We start from the raw sequence: 15,787 nt of genomic DNA, 5'->3' as shown, positions 1-15,787 counted from the left end.
AGGATTTGATCGGGTAATGCTGAATTGTACGAGATCGCGCCGCGCCTGGCGTTCGCGGGTCCGCAACCCTCTCGAACAGCGTGCTTACAGGGGTGGCCACTCATAAAATGTCACACATCGGCGAGATCAAAGATGCCACGCTTCCCAATCCGAAGCGCGGAAGCGCATCCACGCCCGCGAAACAGGGGGATGGGGTACAATTTATGTTTGGGATCGGCCAGTCCGATTTTTCTTCGCGCCAGTACAGGGCTAATAATGAATCCCCCCTGCAATGGCTTTTTGATCTGAGCGGAGGGAATCATGACCGACATTGGTCGGATGGCGCATGTGACGCCAGCTCGCACCCAGCTTCCGGTAAGCGCTTATTTCGACGAAGCCCGCTTTGCTCGCGAGCAAGAACTCATTTTCAAGCAATCCTCCTTGTATGTGGGCCACGAAAAACTCGTGCCCGAGATCGGAGATTGGCGCAGCCTCGTTCAAGAGAACGGAGGACGCGTTTTGGTTCGCAACCAGAACGGCGTAGAACTCATTTCAAATGTCTGCCGCCACCGTCAGGCGCTCATGCTTGGCGGCCAAACAGGCAATGTCAGCGGCAACGTCAATACAAGCGGTTCCCTGCAAAATACGGGCGGCAATATCGTCTGCCCGCTGCATCGCTGGACCTACAACAATCGCGGCGAACTGCTGGGCGCGCCTCAATTCGAGGCCACGCCCTGCATGAATCTGCAGCGCTTTCGCCTGCGCGATTGCCACGGCCTGCTGTTCGAAGGCCCCCGCGATCCCGCTGTCGATATGGCGCCGCTGTTCACGCGCCCCGAGTTCGACTTCGGCGACTACGTGCTAGACCATGTCGAGGTACACCAGTGCAATTACAACTGGAAAACCTTCATCGAGGTCTATCTCGAGGACTATCACGTCGGCCCCTTCCATCCCGGCCTGGGGCGCTTTGTCACTTGCGACGACCTGAGTTGGGAATTCAACGACTGGTACAGCCTACAGAAAGTCGGCGTGCACCAGGCTCTGGCGCAACCCGGTTCGGATGTGTACCGGCAATGGCATGACCGCTTGCTGGCATTCCGCTCCGGGCAGGCGCCCGACTTCGGCGCGGTTTGGGTGACGTATTTCCCGACCCACATGATCGAGCTCTACCCCCATGTTGTGGTCCTGTCCACGCTCTATCCCAAGAGCCCGCAGGAAACCGTCAATGTGGTCGAGTTCTATTATCCCGAGGAGATCGTCGCTTTCGAGCGCGAGTTCGTCGAAGCACAGCGCGCAGCCTATATGGAAACCGCCGTCGAAGACGACGAAATCGCAGAGCGCATGGACGCGGGCCGCCGTGCGCTGATGCTGCGCGGCGTGAGCGAAACAGGCCCCTACCAATCGCCCATGGAAGACGGCATGCAGCACTTCCACGAATGGTATCGGCGCATCATGCAAGAACAGGGGGAGTGACCCCACGCTCGAAACCCGGCCTAGGCCGGGTTTTTTGCTTGAGCCCAGCGTCATCAAACGGTCAAATCTATCTGTTTCACTAGGGCTCGCTGCCGCCGCATGGATCACACGAGAACCACATGCCTCTGAGCCTGCACGACATAGAACAGATATTCCTTGAACGCGGCCACCGGGCCTACGATGGCGAGCCCGTCGGCCACCTCAAGCACGCCCTGCAAACGGCCACACTGGCCGAAAACTCGGGCGCGTCGGCGCACTTGATCACGGCCTGTCTGCTGCATGATCTGGGCCACTTGATCGCCGATCATCCGGAAACGCCTACGCTACGCGGGCTGGATGACAAACACCAGTATTTCGTACTGCCGTTTCTGCGCGGCCTATTCGATGCGCGCGTTCTGGACGCGATCCGTCTGCATGTCGAGGCCAAACGTTATCTCTGCTATATCGAACCGGATTATCCCTTGATGCTATCCGATGATTCGCGCCACAGCCTCAAGCTGCAAGGCGGCAGCTTTGATGCAAGCCAGGCGCTGGAGTTCGCCGCCATGCAGGGGGCCGCGGATGCGATCCGGCTGCGCCGCTGGGACGATCAGGCCAAATCTCCAGGAATGGCGACCGGATCGCTGGGCCATTTCCTGGCGCTGGCCGACAGTATTTCCTTGCGCCCCAAACTGACAGCCATGCTTTGACCACGGCCCCTGTGGGCCGCCATTGGTTCAAGCGCTGCCATCAACCCTTGGCAACGGGTCGCGCCGGATCGGCACACCACTCGCTCCAGGAGCCGGGATAAAGCCGAGAGCCGCTCAGACCCGCCACTTCCATCGACAACAGGTTGTGCGAAGCGGTGATGCCCGAACCGCACTGATGCACGATGGACTCGGGAGCCCGGCCATCCAGCAGAGCCGTGAACTCGGCTCGCAGTTGCTCCGGGCTCTTGAAGCGCCCTTCCTGGGTGAGGTTCTCGACATTCGGACGATTCAAGGCGCCCGGAATATGGCCTGCCACCGGGTCCATGGGCTCGACCTCGCCGCGATAGCGATTGGCAGCGCGGGCATCGATCACGGTAAAAGCCTGAACCGGAATATTGGCCAGCACTGCCTGGACATCAACAGACGCCACCTGCGGCGCGCCGGCATGAACCCCGGCCAGCGGCGCCACAGACTCGCCTGCCCCGGACTGTGTCGGCAGCCCAGCAGCCGTCCAGGCCTGCCAGCCGCCATCGAGCACGGCGACACGATCATGGCCGATCCAGCGCAACATCCACCACAAATGTGCCGCATAGATGCCGCCGCTGGCGTCATACGCAACAACCAGGGTCTCGGGTGTGACGCCATGCGCTGCCATCAGGCCGGCGAACAGATCACGATCTGGCAAAGGATGGCGACCGTTCTTGCCCGTACGGGTGGCCGACAGCTCAGTTTCATGATTGAGGTAACGGGCGCCCGGGATATGCGCCTGCGCATAGGCACGGGCGCCCGCCGAGTGATCCATCAGATCGTGGCGCAGATCAAAAATGCGCACCGCTGCGCCACGCGCCGCCAGGTCCGCCACGGAAATCAGTGTCATGGTCATTGAAGCTTCCTTTACAACAGGCAACAGGGCATCAGCCTCGCGCCGGATCTTTCATGGTACGCCAGACGGATAGCAGGCCGGCGGCGATGATAAGCCCCATACCGGCCCAGGCCAGCCCATCGAGCATATCGCCCCAGGCCAAAGTGCCGATCAAGGCCGCAAAGATAATGGTGGAGTATTGCAAGGCCGCCGTCAGCAGGGCCGAGCCATGCCCGAACGCGCGCGTCATGGCCAGTTGGCCGACCAGACCGGCCGTGCCCACTCCCACGAGGGCAGCATAGCCAAGCAAATCTGCCTGCCCCCAGCCATCGAGCAAAAGGCCGGCTGCGCTGCTCAGGCAGACGACGACCGAAAAAAGCAGCACCGTGCGCCACTCAGGCTCGCCCACGCGGCCCAATTGGCGAATCTGCATCATGGCAACGGCAGACAGCGCGCCAGCGCCCAGGCCCAACAAGGCGGCGAGCCATTGATCGTCGGCGATGCTGGGCCGCAGCACCGCGATAACGCCGATAAAGCCCAATGCCACGGAGACAATACGCACCAGATCGCGTTGCGCGCCCCCCCAGCCCAACATCCAACAGGCAATAAACAGCGGCGCGGTGTAATTCAGGCTGGTCGCCGTGGCGAGAGGCAGATGCGCAATGGCGAAAAATCCCAGCCACATCGACGTCACACCCGACACATTGCGCCAGACATGCAAACGCCAGGAAGTTGGCACGATGGACTGACGCCCGGCGCGAGCCCAGATCAGCAGGAGGACAACCGATGGTAAGCCGCGAAACAGCACCACCTGCGGCAAGGACGCGCCATGCTCTGCCGATAGCTTCACGAAGGCCCCCATGACGGCGAACATGGCCGATGCCAATAACATCCAGAGTGCCTGCATTGGGGGCCCGACGAAAAGGAAAAGATGGGAGAAAAAGGCGGAAGCGATACTATACTCCCCATCCCGCGTGCTCTGCTCCAGTCGGGCGCGCCATAAGGAACCGATCAGCGCGGGGCTGGTCGAAACAAAGCTTATAAATCGTTTTCCCGCTCGCAGAGGAAACCCAATCGAATGAAACGCGTCATCCTGTTCCTGATCACCAACCTGGCCGTAATGCTGGTGCTATCGGCCACCTTGCGCATCCTGGGCCTGGATCGCTTTATTACCGCCGAGGGCCTGAATCTCAACGCTTTGTTGATGTTCTCCCTGGTGGTGGGCTTTACCGGCTCGTTCATCTCGCTGCTTATCAGCAAGCCGATGGCCAAGTACAGCACCGGGGCGCAAGTCATTGACCCCAACGCCCCGCGCAGCCAGCGCGAAGCTTGGCTGCTGGACACCGTCTATCAGTTGGCGGATCGCGCCGGCATTGGCCGCCCCGAGGTGGCCATCTACGAAGGTGCGCCCAACGCCTTTGCAACCGGCGCCTTCAAGAACGACGCGCTGGTGGCCGTGTCCACCGGACTGCTCGAAAGCATGCGCGAAGAAGAAGTCGCCGCCGTGTTGGGCCACGAAGTGGCCCACATCGCCAACGGCGATATGGTCACGCTCACGCTGATCCAGGGCGTGGTCAACACCTTCGTGGTGTTTCTGGCGCGTGTGGTCGGCTATTTCGTGGACCGCACCATTTTCCGCACCGAGCGCGGTGTCGGCCCAGGCTATTACGTCACGGTCATCGTCTGTGAAATCGTGTTTGGGGTGTTGGCCTCTATCATCGTTGCCTGGTTTTCGCGCCAGCGCGAGTATCGCGCCGATGCCGGCGCTGCCCAATTGCTCGGCGCACGCGAACCCATGATCCATGCGCTGGCCCGCCTGGGCGGCCTGGAGCCGGGCGATTTGCCCAAGTCTTTCCAGGCTTCAGGCATTGCAGGCGGCGGCGCGATTTCGGCGCTGTTCTCCTCGCACCCACCCATTCCGGCCCGTATTGCAGCCTTGCAGCAAATGCGTCTGTCCTGATCCCAGACCAGGCCCGCCACCCCAAAAGAACCCGCCGCTCAGGCGGGTTCTTTTAGCTCCGGACGCACAGCCTCGTTGCCGTATGCCTCGTTAGGCCAAAGAAACTGCTCAAAACTGAATGCCGCACAAAAACCTTCGGCACGCGCCTGCAGCCACCAGCCCACCGGAATGAACACCACATCGCCCGGCTCCATGGTCAGGTGATAGAAACGCTGCACATCCGGGCCATCTTGAAGATCCGGTTTGGTGATATCAGGAATGTGCGCCCAACCCTTGCCGAGACGCTGGAACTCACCGGATCGGCCAGGCGCACCGACAACCAGATGCCGCCTGCCCTTGATCTGTACAAACACACGATTGCAGGGCAAACGATGCATGGGGAGTAAAGACTGGTCAGCGCCCAGACTCAACTGGCCATGCGGCGCATGGTCGTCGCGCGCGAGCAGCGCGTCGAGCGGCGCGATATCCTCGCGCAAGCTATCCACATCAGGATCATCCCAGCTTGGCAGGCGCGCCAGCCCGCGACTGACCGGATCATGCGGCTTGCGGCCGAGGAATACCTTCAGCGCCTCGACGCCTTCGCGAGGCAGATCGTAGTGGGGAGCGCTTTCATTGAAATGCAGCACCTCGACGCGCTTGTCTCCCAGACGTTCAAGCAGGCTTTCCCGAGTCCAGGCAGATAGCGCCGGCCAATTGCTCGCCAGCCCTTCAAATAGGGCCGGGCGCCCAGGAGCGTAGAACTCGGCCAGAAAGCGCTGCGCGGAAATCTGCTTACAGCGCGCAAAACCGCAAGCCTCGTGAGCCAGCCCCCGCAGGCGTTCCTGAGCGCCCAGCAACCACTCATCTTCGGCCTTAAACAAGCGATCCAAATCACGGCGGGCTGCGCGCTGCCGAAAGAGGCGGCTGCGGGAGCAGGACTGCACCTCGGGGATAGCGACCGTCTCGCCGGTGAACTCGGCGGCCCGCACTTTCTGGCGGTGATCGGGAATATGGGCCTTGCCCTCCATATCGGTGCCCCGCAGGTAGTGCAATGAGGTTTGCGCCGTGCGTTCCACCGTTCCATTATTGACGGCCTGGCGCGTTGCCGCCCAGGCCGAATGACGCTCAAGCAGCCCCTCCTCCTCCTCGATCAGCTTCATGACGGGCTGCGCTTGCGAGATCGTGTCGCGCAACACCGGAAAAACAAAGCATATGGGTTCGTTTTCATCAAAACGCACCCACTGGCCAGGCCGGGTGAAACGCCAATTCATCGTGAAGGTGTAGGGCGACCAGTCTGTTTCGACAATGCCGGTCAGGGGCGCGATACCGTCTTTGAAGCGATTGGGCGAGCCGCCGACCCAGAGATTCCAGCCGGGCTCGGTGCGCATGATGGCAGACACGTGAAAGGTCAGAATGCCATGACCAAAAACACTGGCCACATCATGTAAGGGCTCCCCGTTATCTGACACGATTTCCAGGGCATCTTTCCCGGTGTCGCCATTCCAGCGCACCTCGAAGCCCCTGTTGTTGAGAAACTCCCAGCCGTGGGCATTGGCAATGGTCAGGGGCAGGCAACGGTAAGCATGGCCGTTGGTCTCGTCCATCCAGGCGCGCCGGGACGGCGCGGGCCGCACACGGGGCTTCCAGCCCGCTTGGCGATAGGCGATCAGTTTCATACTGGGGCTCCGGTCGACAAGAGAAAGCGTCTACGCCATGGCTTGAGGCAGCCCTGCCTGAAAATCACGCTTTCTTAATCAATGTTGCCGAAATTTTGCCCGGAGACGGGACTCGGTGAACGTCGCCCCTACGAAAAAAGAAATTTCCTACTTGAGGCCACGCCGGAAAAAGGCCAAGCTGGCCACCCGATGGCGGCCAGCCTCGGACAAGCGATATCAGTCCAGGGTCAAGATGGTGGCACCCGTGGTCTTGCGTCCCGCCAGCGCAGCATGCGCCTCAGCCGCCTGCGCCAGACTGTAACGATGGTCGAGACGAACCTTGATCTTCTTCTTTTGCACCAGGCCAAACAGCTCATCGGCGGCGGCCTTGAGCTTTGCCGGGGTATTGATGTGCAGGCCCAAGGACGGACGCGTCACGTAGAGGCAGCCCTTCTGATTGAGAATGCCGAGGTTCACGCCCGTGACCGGACCCGAAGCATTACCGAAGCTGACCATCAGACCGCGCGGCTCCAGGCTGTCCAACGAGGTTTCCCAGGTATCTTTGCCCACGCCATCGTACACCACCGGCACCTTTTTGCCGCCGGTCAGTTCGAGCACACGCTCGGCCACGTTCTCACGCGAATAGTCGATGGTTTCCCAGGCGCCATAGGCGCGCGCCAGCTCGGCTTTTTCCGGGCTGGACACCGTGCCGATCAGCTTGACGCCCAGGGCCTTGGCCCATTGGCAGGCGATCAGGCCTACGCCGCCGGCCGCAGCATGGAACAGAATCGTTTCCCCACCTTGCAGACGGTATGTCTGGCGGAACAGATACTGCACCGTCAGGCCTTTGAGCATCAGGGCGGCGGCCTCTTCGAAGCTCACGCCTTTGGGCAGCTTGACGACTTGGTCAGCGGGTACGTTGCGCGCCTGGGCATAAGCGCCAAGCGGGCTCTGGCCATAGGCGACGCGGTCGCCCACCTTGATATGCTTGACGTCGGCGCCGACCGCTTCGACTTCGCCTGCCCCTTCGAAACCCAGGCCATGCGGCAAGGGATGCGGGTACAGGCCGGTACGGTAATAAATATCGATGAAATTCAGGCCAGCAGCATGCTGGCGGATGGTGACTTCATTGGCGGCGGGCGGAAGGACTTCCACCTCGACGAGCTTCAGGACCTCGGGACCGCCATGTTGTTCGATGCGAATTGCCTTGACGAGTTTGCTGGCCATGCTGGCCTCCTTTGTACTTTGAATAAAAACCTCAGCCGGGCTGGACAGCACGCCTGCCGGTCAATACGACAACTCCTGCGAGCACCAACGCCGTACCTGCCAACTGCCAGACAGTGATCGGTTCTGCCAATAACCAGGCCGCGAGAAACAATACCGACACAGGCCCAAGCATCCCCAGCAGCGATGCGGTGGGCGCACCGATCAATGCGACGGCCCACATCATCATGAAGACCGGCAACACCGTATTCAACGTCGCATGAACCAAGGAATAACCGTAGACCCCCGCAGGCTGGAGCAAGACCGACGGGGGATGCACAACGAAGAACTGAATGACGCAGGCCACGCAGGACACCAACATGGCATAAGCGACCAGGCGCGTCGCACCGACGCGCTTGACCAGCTCTCCGGAGCAAATCAGGTAAACAGAATAGCTCAGCGCCGATCCAAAAACGAACAAAGACCCTCTTATGACATCGGAGCCGGCACGGGCATCCGAGAGATCATGGGCAAAAACAAGCACGACACCTAAATAAGAGAGCACCATCGCCCAGGCCTGGCGCCGTGTCACTGCGCGCTTGAGCCACCAGGCGGACAGCAGCACGACCAGCGAAGGCGAGAGGAAAAGGATAAGACGCTCCAGACTGGCGCTGACATACTGCAAGCCGACAAAATCCAGCAGACTGGAGAGGTAATAGCCAAGCAGGCCCAACACACCTATCTGCCAGCGCTGGGTCACAGTCAATGCAGCGATGTCTCCGCGCTTGACGCGGCGCATCTGCCACCAGGCGACCGCCGCAAAAAAAGGCATCGCAAAAAGCATGCGAAAGGCGATCAGCGTCACCGCATCAATGCCATAACGATAGGTGAACTTGACCACGACCGCCTTGGCCGAGAACAAAATGGCACCTAGACCGGCCAGGAAATATCCCGCCATGATCTGTCTCTGGCGGGAAGGCGAACGGAACTGATAAAAGCGATTCATGCGATGATTTTAGTTTGCCCCGCATCTTGCGCATGCGACATGCGGCCGGCGCACCAAGACAGCCGCAGCTTGCACTCCATTGACCCTCCCTGCCCTACCATGACCCGCCAACGCGCTCTTGCTTATATCCATATCGCCGCCGTGCTGTTTGGCCTGACCGGCGTATTTGGCGAACTGATACAGGCGGGCGCCGCCGTCATTACCCTAGGCCGGGCCATCTTCGCCGTGGGCGCGCTGGCCTTTTTCGCGCGCCTGCGCCGCCGCTCCCTGCTGGGCGTGCTCACGCCCGCGCAAATGTTCGTGCTGGTGGTGGCCGGCGCCCTGCTGGCGACGCATTGGGTGACGTTCTTCATTTCTGTGAAGGCCGGCGGCATTGCCATCGCGACACTGGGCTTCGCCAGCTTCCCGGCTTTTATCACCTTGTTTGAGGGCCTGCTGTTCAGGGAAAAAATCCGGGCAGCGGAGTGGTGGGTGCTGGCCTTGGTGACGGCCGGCCTGGTACTGGTCACGCCGGCGTTCAGCCTTGCCGATCAGGGGACGATCGGTCTGGCCTGGGGACTGCTGTCCGGCCTGTCTTTCGCGCTATTGGCATTGACCAACCGCCGCGCCGCCTCCGGCATGGACCCCATGCAGGTTTCCTGCTGGCAGAACGCTATCGTGGCCTTGATGGTGCTGCCTTTCGCCGCCGACGCCTTGCCCGACGTGGCCGCTCTGGACTGGTTCTGGCTGGCCTTGCTGGGTGTGTTCTGCACCGGGCTGTCACACTATCTATTCGTTTCCTCGCTAAGCAAACTCAAGGCGCGCAGCGCTGGCCTGGTGATCGCCTTGGAGCCGGTCTATGCCATTGGTTTTGCCTGGGTGCTGTTCTCACAGCAGCCGACGCCGCGCATGCTCTCGGGCGCCGCCCTGATCGTGGCGGCCATCGTCGGGTCGGGCCTGCGCAAACCCTCTGACTAAGCCGCCAAACCTAACATTGACAATTACTGCCTAAGCAGTAAACTACCGCCCCATGAATCCCGTAAAGCCCGACCCCTCCGCGCCTAGCAACATTCATTACCGTGCCGATAATGTGGCGATGAGTGAGGACAATTGCGGTTTCATAATAAAACTCGTTCATCAGTCCATCAACCGCATGCTGGATCAGGAAATGGCGCCACTGGACCTCACCGCCATGCAATGGCGTCCTTTGGCCATGATCCACAAAGGCCGCGCGGACACCTCGGCCGAACTGGCCCGTGTCATCGGCGTGGACACGGGCGCCATGACCCGCACCCTGGATCGCCTCGAGGCCAAAGGCCTGCTGCGACGCGTGCGCAGCAGCGAGGACCGGCGCGTCGTCAAACTTGAACTGACCGAAGCCGGCCTGAACAAGGCGCGCGAAATCCCTGCCTATATCGCCAAGGCGCTCAATTCGCATTTGCGTGGTTTCAGCCAGGAAGAGGTCCGCCAGTTGCGCCACCTGCTATCTCGCATGCTGGCTAATGGGTCATCCAACGGTGCTGCCCCCTGAGCGCTGAGCGCTCTTAACCTTTCGGCCTGCCGGGTTGTTCTGAACCTCGCGGCGAAATTGCGCTCTAATAGCTGCCTAGTCAATAACAGACCAATCAATTACTTTCAGAATATTGTCAGGATGAATCGCCTACTTTCCACCACACTAGTGCTGGCCTTGGCAGGTTGTGCGCTGATGGAGCCGGCCCCCAAGCCGGTCGCGACACTCACACCCGCCCAATTGGGCTTGAACGACGCGCAAACCGCCTGGCCCGCCACGCAATGGTGGCAAGGCTATGGTGATCCGCAGTTGAACCGTCTGGTCGATATGGCATTGGCCAACAGCCCCTCCCTGACTGCGGCCCAAGCACGGTTGGCACAGGCTAATGCAGCCGTCGCGGGTGCCCGCGCGCCGCTCATGCCGCGTGTGGATGCCAATTATTCGCTCTCACGCGAACACCTGTCCGGCAACTACATCTACCCCGCCCCGCTGGGCGGTTCGGTCGCTTCCAACAACCGTTTGGCGCTGGATTTCAGCTATGAACTGGATTTCTGGGGAAAAAACCGTTCGCGCCTGAAGGCGGCGGTTTCGCAGCGCGACGCGGCACAGGCTGACACCCAGGCCGCGCGCAACCTGCTGGCGCGCTCCGTAGCGCGTGCCTATCTCAATTTACAGAACGCCTTCGCGCAGCAAGCGGTCATTCAGCGCATCATCGCGCAACGCGAACAAGTCCAGAAACTCACGCAAAGCCGCAAGCAGGCAGGCCTGGATACCGAGGTGGAAGTCAAGCAGGCGGAATCGGCCACCGCAGCCGCACGCGTGGATTTGACCCAGGTAGAGACCACCCTAGCCCAGTTGCGCAATCAACTGGCAGCCCTGACGGCGTCCAGCCCGGCGCAAATGCAGGCCCTCACGCCGGTCAGGCTAAGCTCCGCCAGCGGCGTACTGCCGAAATCGCTGCCCTTGGAGCTGTTGGGCCATCGCCCCGACGTGGTCGCGGCACGCTGGCGCGCCGAAGCCGCCCGCCAGCAGATCGAGAGCGCCAAAGCCGAGTTCTATCCCAACGTGAATATCGTGGCCTTCGCCGGCGTTCAGGCGCTGGGCACCAATATGCTGCTCGACAGCTTTAGCCGCACCGCAGGCATCGGACCTGCGATCAGTCTGCCGATTTTTCACGGCGGAGAGCTGAACGCGAATCTGGCTGGCCGCCGCGCCGATGCCGATCTGGCCGTCTCCGACTACAACCAGACCGTACTTACCGCCGTGCAGCAAGTGGCAGATGCCATCGATGCGCTACGCCTGATAGACCGCGAAAAAACAGAACGCAAGCAAGCGCATGAAGCCATCGAGGCGGCGTATGAGCTAGCGCTCAAGCGTTATCGCAACGGTCTGGGCAACTATTTGTCGGTGCTGATCGCTCAAGACGGCGTATTGGCCCAGGCACGCCTACAGACAGATTTGCAGTATCGCACCTATCAGCTCGACGCCGATCTGGCTTATGCGCTGGGCGGCGGCTACACCGCCAGCACAGCCCAAACCACGGATCAACCTTCCAATAATCATTGATCGCTAGCCATGACCACCCCTACCACCCATCCCGCACGCAAACGCCTGCTATTGTCGGCCGGCGGCGTCTTTCTCGTTCTGGCCTTGGGCTACGGCGCCTGGTGGGCGCTTTACGGCTCGCACTTTGAAAGCACCGATGATGCTTATGTGCGCGGCAACCTGGTGCAAATCACCCCCCAGGTGCCGGGCACGGTAATCGCCATCGAGACTGACGACACGGACAAGGTCGAGGCGGGGCAGCCGCTCGTGCGTCTGGACCCTTCGGATACCGACATCGCCTTGCAAGATGCCGAAGCGCGCTTGGCGCAAACCGTGCGCAAAGTTCACACGCTATACGTGCAAAACGACAGCCTGGCCGCTGATGTCGAAGTACGGCAGGCGGAAATCGCTCGCGCCCAGGCCGATCTCAACCGCGCGCAAAGCGATTTGAAGCGCCGCCAGGCGCTGTCTGCTTCCGGCGGCGTGAGCGGCGAGGAGCTCCTGCATGCCGAGACGATGGTGAAAACGGCGCAATCCGGTCTGGCGCAAGCCCGCGCTGCCCTGGCTTCGGCCCAGGCCAAGCTCACGACCAACCAATCGCTGACCCGTGGCACGACGGTGGAAAACCATCCCGACGTGCTTCAGGCAGCCGCCAATCTGCGTAATGCCTGGCTCGCCAGCTCGCGCACCGTGCTGCCCGCCCCGGTCGATGGCCTGGTCGCTCGCCGCAGCGTGCAGGTCGGACAGCGTGTGGCGCCAGGCGCGGTGCTGATGAATGTCGTGCCGCTCGACCAGGTGTGGGTTGACGCCAACTTCAAAGAAGGTCAGCTACGCCATATGCGAGTGGGCCAGCCCGTCACGATGACGGCCGATCTGTATGGCAGCTCGGTTCAGTATCACGGCAAGATTGTCGGTATGGACGCGGGTACGGGCAGCGCCTTCGCGCTACTGCCGGCGCAGAATGCCACGGGCAACTGGATCAAGGTGGTGCAGCGCGTACCGGTCCGTATTGCACTCGATCCCGAAGAACTGAAAAAGCATCCCTTGCGCGTGGGCCTGTCGATGAATGTGGAGGTGGACGTGGGCAAGGCCGAAGGCGAGCCCCTGATAAGCGCCGCGCGCGCGGAACCGGCCTGGTCGACCCGGGCCTTCGAGCCGGCGCATGACGAAGCCGATGCGCTGATCACCAAGATTATCAAAGACAATCTGCAATCATGAGCGACACCGCCCGTACCCCTGCGACCGGAGGGCCCTACCCGCCCCTGGAAGGGGTCACCCGCATCATCGGTTCGATTGCGCTGTCGACTGCGGTGTTTATGAATGTGCTGGACACTTCCATCGCCAACGTCTCTATCCCGACGATATCCGGCGACCTGGGAGTGAGCACCAGCCAGGGCACCTGGGTCATCACTTCGTTTGCGGTCGCCAATGCGATTACGGTGCCGCTGACGGGCTGGTTGACACAGCGCTTCGGCCAGGTCCGGCTTTTCCTGATTTCTACGCTGCTGTTTGTACTGGCCTCGTGGCTGTGCGGATTTTCGCCCACGCTGGAAGCTCTGATCGGCTTTCGGGTACTGCAAGGTGCGGTCGCAGGCCCGATGATCCCGCTTTCACAGGCCCTGATGCTGGCGGCCTTCCCGCGCGAGAAATCGGGCATGGCGCTCGCCATCTGGTCCATGACGACCCTAGTCGCTCCGGTGGCGGGTCCGCTGCTGGGCGGCTGGATTTCCGACAATTATTCCTGGCCCTGGATTTTCTACATCAACGTGCCGGTTGGCCTGCTGGCAGCCTGGGTGAGCTGGCGTATTTTCCGCGATCGCGAATCGCTTACGCGCAAGCTGCCGATCGACAAGGTGGGCCTGGGGCTGCTGGTGGTCTGGGTGGGCTCGCTTCAAATCATGCTGGATAAGGGCAAAGAACTGGATTGGTTCGCCAGCCCGACCATCATCGCGCTGGCCGCCGTGGCGCTCGTGGCTTTTGTGATCTTCCTGATCTGGGAGCTGACAGACGCCCATCCGGTAGTAGATCTGCGCCTGTTCAAGGAGCGCAATTTCACTGTGGGCGCACTGACGCTGGCCGTTGCCTATGGCGTGTTTTTCGGCAATGTGGTGTTGCTGCCGCTCTGGCTGCAAAGCAATATGGGTTACACCGCCACCTATGCGGGCTTTGTGACCGCGCCGGTGGGTATCCTGGCGATTCTGCTCACGCCTATTGTGGGCAAGATGATCGCCACGCGTGATCCACGCCAGATCGTGACCGCAGCCTTCGTGATTTTCGCGCTGGTGTGCTTGATGCGCTCGGGTTTCAACACCCAGACCGATGTGCGCACGCTGATGATTCCGACCATCATCCAAGGCGCGGCAATGGCGATGTTCTTCGTGCCGCTCACCTCGATTACGCTGTCGGGCCTGGACCCTTCACGCATTCCTGCGGCTTCTGGCCTGTCGAATTTCGCCCGCCTGACGGCAGGCGCCTTCGGCACGTCGATCGCAACGACGGTATGGGATGACCGCGCCACCCTGCACCATGCTCAGCTCACGGAAGTGGCTCGCCCCGGACAGCAGGCCTTTGACCAGATGCTAGGCAGCTTGCAGAACACCCTGGGCCTAGGCCATCAACAAGCGCTGACGGTGATCGATGGGATGGTCAACACGCAGGCTTACACCTTGGCCGCCACGGATGTGTTCCACGCCTCGGCCATCATTTTTGTGCTGCTGATAGGCACGGTGTGGTTCGCCCGGCCCAAGTCGTCCAAAGGCAAGGGCGGCGGCGCAGCCGAAGCCGCGGCCGGCGCCCACTGAAAAACGGCGCGCCCGCCCTGACCGGGTAGGCGCGCCGCATCACAAGACCTTCAGCCCTGCGCCACGAGCTGCGCAATGGCGCGGCCCACATCGGCCGTACTGGCCTGACCCTTCATATCGGGCGTGCGGGGCCCTTCGGCCAGCACGGTTTCAATGGCTTTTACCACGGCATTGGCAGCATCTTGATACCCCAGGAAGTCCAGCATCAGGGCACCGCTCCAGATCTGGCCGATGGGATTGGCGATGCCCTTCCCGTAGATGTCTGGCGCCGACCCGTGCACCGGCTCGAACAGAGAGGGAAACTTGCGCTCTGGGTTCAGGTTGGCCGAGGACGCAATGCCTATGGTGCCGGTGCAAGCGGGGCCGAGATCCGAAAGGATATCGCCAAACAAATTCGACGCCACCACCACATCAAACCAATCCGGGTGCTGCACGAAGTGCGCGCACAGAATATCGATGTGATACTTATCCCAGCGCACGTCGGGATATTGCGTGGCGATATCGGCCACGCGCTCATCCCACCAGGGCATGGAAATCGAAATGCCATTGGACTTGGTTGCGGCGGTCAGGTGCTTGCCGCGTTTACGAGCCAGTTCGAAAGCGAACTTCAGCACGCGATCGGCGCCGACGCGGGTGAACACGCTTTCCTGGATCACCACCTCACGCTCAGTACCGGCAAAGAGGCGGCCGCCGCTGTTGGAGTACTCGCCTTCCGTGTTTTCGCGCACGATGAAGAAATCGATCTCGCCCGGCTTGCGGTTAGCCAGCGGCGAAGGCACGCCAGGCATCAGGCGCACCGGACGCAGATTGATGTATTGATCGAAATCGCGGCGAAAGCGGAACAGGGAGCCCCACAGCGCTTCGTGGTCGGGAACCGTGGCCGGCCAGCCGATCGCGCCAAAAAAGATGGCTTCGTGACCTCCGATCTGCTGCGCCCAGTCATCCGGCATCATTTTGCCGTGCTTGGCGTAGTAATCGCAGCTCCAGTCGAAATGATCCCACTGAAAGTCGATGCCAAAACGCGCGGCTGCGGCGTCCAGCACGCGCAGGCCCTCAGGCACGACTTCCTTGCCAATGCCATCGCCGGGAATGACGGCGATCTTGTGTTTTGTTGCCACCCTAAGTCTCCAAGGTAGCGCGCCCACG

At 61.3% G+C, this 15,787-nt stretch carries 14 protein-coding genes; 8 read left to right on the top strand and 6 right to left on the bottom strand.

The window, feature by feature from the left end; genetic code table 11:
- Nucleotides 1-300 precede the first annotated feature (300 nt).
- Nucleotides 301-1,452 (top strand): aromatic ring-hydroxylating oxygenase subunit alpha, encoded by a 1,152-nt coding sequence (locus U0029_RS07165; protein WP_012417841.1) that lies wholly within the window; start codon nt 301-303, stop codon nt 1,450-1,452.
- Between the two features lie 119 nt (nt 1,453-1,571).
- The gene (locus tag U0029_RS07160; protein WP_114852764.1) at nt 1,572-2,141 is read left to right on the top strand and encodes a phosphonate degradation HD-domain oxygenase; all 570 of its coding nucleotides are present in this window, start codon (nt 1,572-1,574) and stop codon (nt 2,139-2,141) included.
- A gap of 40 nt (nt 2,142-2,181) precedes the next feature.
- Here the strand turns inward: U0029_RS07160 and U0029_RS07155 are convergent, their stop codons facing one another.
- Both U0029_RS07155 and U0029_RS07150 read right to left on the bottom strand, forming a co-directional pair.
- On the bottom strand, nt 2,182-3,024 hold the full coding sequence (locus tag U0029_RS07155) for a sulfurtransferase (protein WP_012417843.1): 843 nt from the start codon (nt 3,022-3,024) through the stop codon (nt 2,182-2,184).
- A 31-nt stretch (nt 3,025-3,055) separates the two neighbouring features.
- The gene (locus U0029_RS07150; protein ID WP_012417844.1) at nt 3,056-3,910 is read right to left on the bottom strand and encodes a DMT family transporter; all 855 of its coding nucleotides are present in this window, start codon (nt 3,908-3,910) and stop codon (nt 3,056-3,058) included.
- A 171-nt stretch (nt 3,911-4,081) separates the two neighbouring features.
- On the opposite strand from U0029_RS07150, the gene htpX reads away from it, so the two are divergent.
- Nucleotides 4,082-4,963, top strand: a complete 882-nt coding sequence (gene htpX, locus U0029_RS07145) for a protease HtpX (protein ID WP_012417845.1) — start codon at nt 4,082-4,084, stop codon at nt 4,961-4,963.
- Between the two features lie 38 nt (nt 4,964-5,001).
- Here htpX and U0029_RS07140 read toward each other — a convergent pair whose 3' ends face one another.
- The 3 genes from U0029_RS07140 to U0029_RS07130 all read right to left on the bottom strand — a co-directional run bounded on the left by U0029_RS07140 (nt 5,002) and on the right by U0029_RS07130 (nt 8,806).
- Nucleotides 5,002-6,618, bottom strand: coding sequence for a DUF6065 family protein (locus tag U0029_RS07140; protein WP_114852763.1), 1,617 nt, complete (start codon nt 6,616-6,618; stop codon nt 5,002-5,004).
- 216 nt (nt 6,619-6,834) lie between these two features.
- Nucleotides 6,835-7,824, bottom strand: coding sequence for a quinone oxidoreductase family protein (locus tag U0029_RS07135; protein WP_012417847.1), 990 nt, complete (start codon nt 7,822-7,824; stop codon nt 6,835-6,837).
- Nucleotides 7,825-7,855: 31 nt separating this feature from the next.
- Entirely contained in the window at nt 7,856-8,806 is a 951-nt protein-coding gene (locus U0029_RS07130; RefSeq protein ID WP_114852762.1) for a DMT family transporter, read from the bottom strand.
- A 99-nt stretch (nt 8,807-8,905) separates the two neighbouring features.
- Between U0029_RS07130 and U0029_RS07125 the strand changes: the two genes are divergently transcribed.
- The 5 genes from U0029_RS07125 (at nt 8,906) to U0029_RS07105 (ending at nt 14,641) form a co-directional block, all read left to right on the top strand.
- Entirely contained in the window at nt 8,906-9,763 is an 858-nt protein-coding gene (locus U0029_RS07125; RefSeq protein ID WP_114852761.1) for a DMT family transporter, read from the top strand.
- A 52-nt stretch (nt 9,764-9,815) separates the two neighbouring features.
- Complete coding sequence (locus U0029_RS07120) at nt 9,816-10,316, top strand: MarR family winged helix-turn-helix transcriptional regulator (protein ID WP_012417850.1); 501 nt, start codon at nt 9,816-9,818, stop codon at nt 10,314-10,316.
- Between the two features lie 120 nt (nt 10,317-10,436).
- The gene (locus tag U0029_RS07115; protein ID WP_114852760.1) at nt 10,437-11,861 is read left to right on the top strand and encodes an efflux transporter outer membrane subunit; all 1,425 of its coding nucleotides are present in this window, start codon (nt 10,437-10,439) and stop codon (nt 11,859-11,861) included.
- A gap of 9 nt (nt 11,862-11,870) precedes the next feature.
- Complete coding sequence (locus U0029_RS07110; protein WP_114852759.1) at nt 11,871-13,058, top strand: HlyD family secretion protein; 1,188 nt, start codon at nt 11,871-11,873, stop codon at nt 13,056-13,058.
- The gene (locus U0029_RS07105) at nt 13,055-14,641 is read left to right on the top strand and encodes a DHA2 family efflux MFS transporter permease subunit (RefSeq protein WP_012417853.1); all 1,587 of its coding nucleotides are present in this window, start codon (nt 13,055-13,057) and stop codon (nt 14,639-14,641) included. Before U0029_RS07110 ends, U0029_RS07105 begins: the two co-directional genes overlap by 4 nt.
- Nucleotides 14,642-14,691: 50 nt before the next feature.
- Here the strand turns inward: U0029_RS07105 and U0029_RS07100 are convergent, their stop codons facing one another.
- A complete protein-coding gene (locus tag U0029_RS07100; protein ID WP_114852758.1) occupies nt 14,692-15,759 on the bottom strand; it encodes a tartrate dehydrogenase in 1,068 nt (355 codons plus the stop codon).
- Nucleotides 15,760-15,787: the final 28 nt, after the last annotated feature.

It is taken from the genome of Bordetella avium (genome assembly GCF_034424645.1).
Taxonomy (GTDB): domain Bacteria; phylum Pseudomonadota; class Gammaproteobacteria; order Burkholderiales; family Burkholderiaceae_B; genus Bordetella; species Bordetella avium.
Note: the sequence above shows the minus strand (reverse complement) of the source record. Positions and strands in the feature narration are given on the sequence as shown.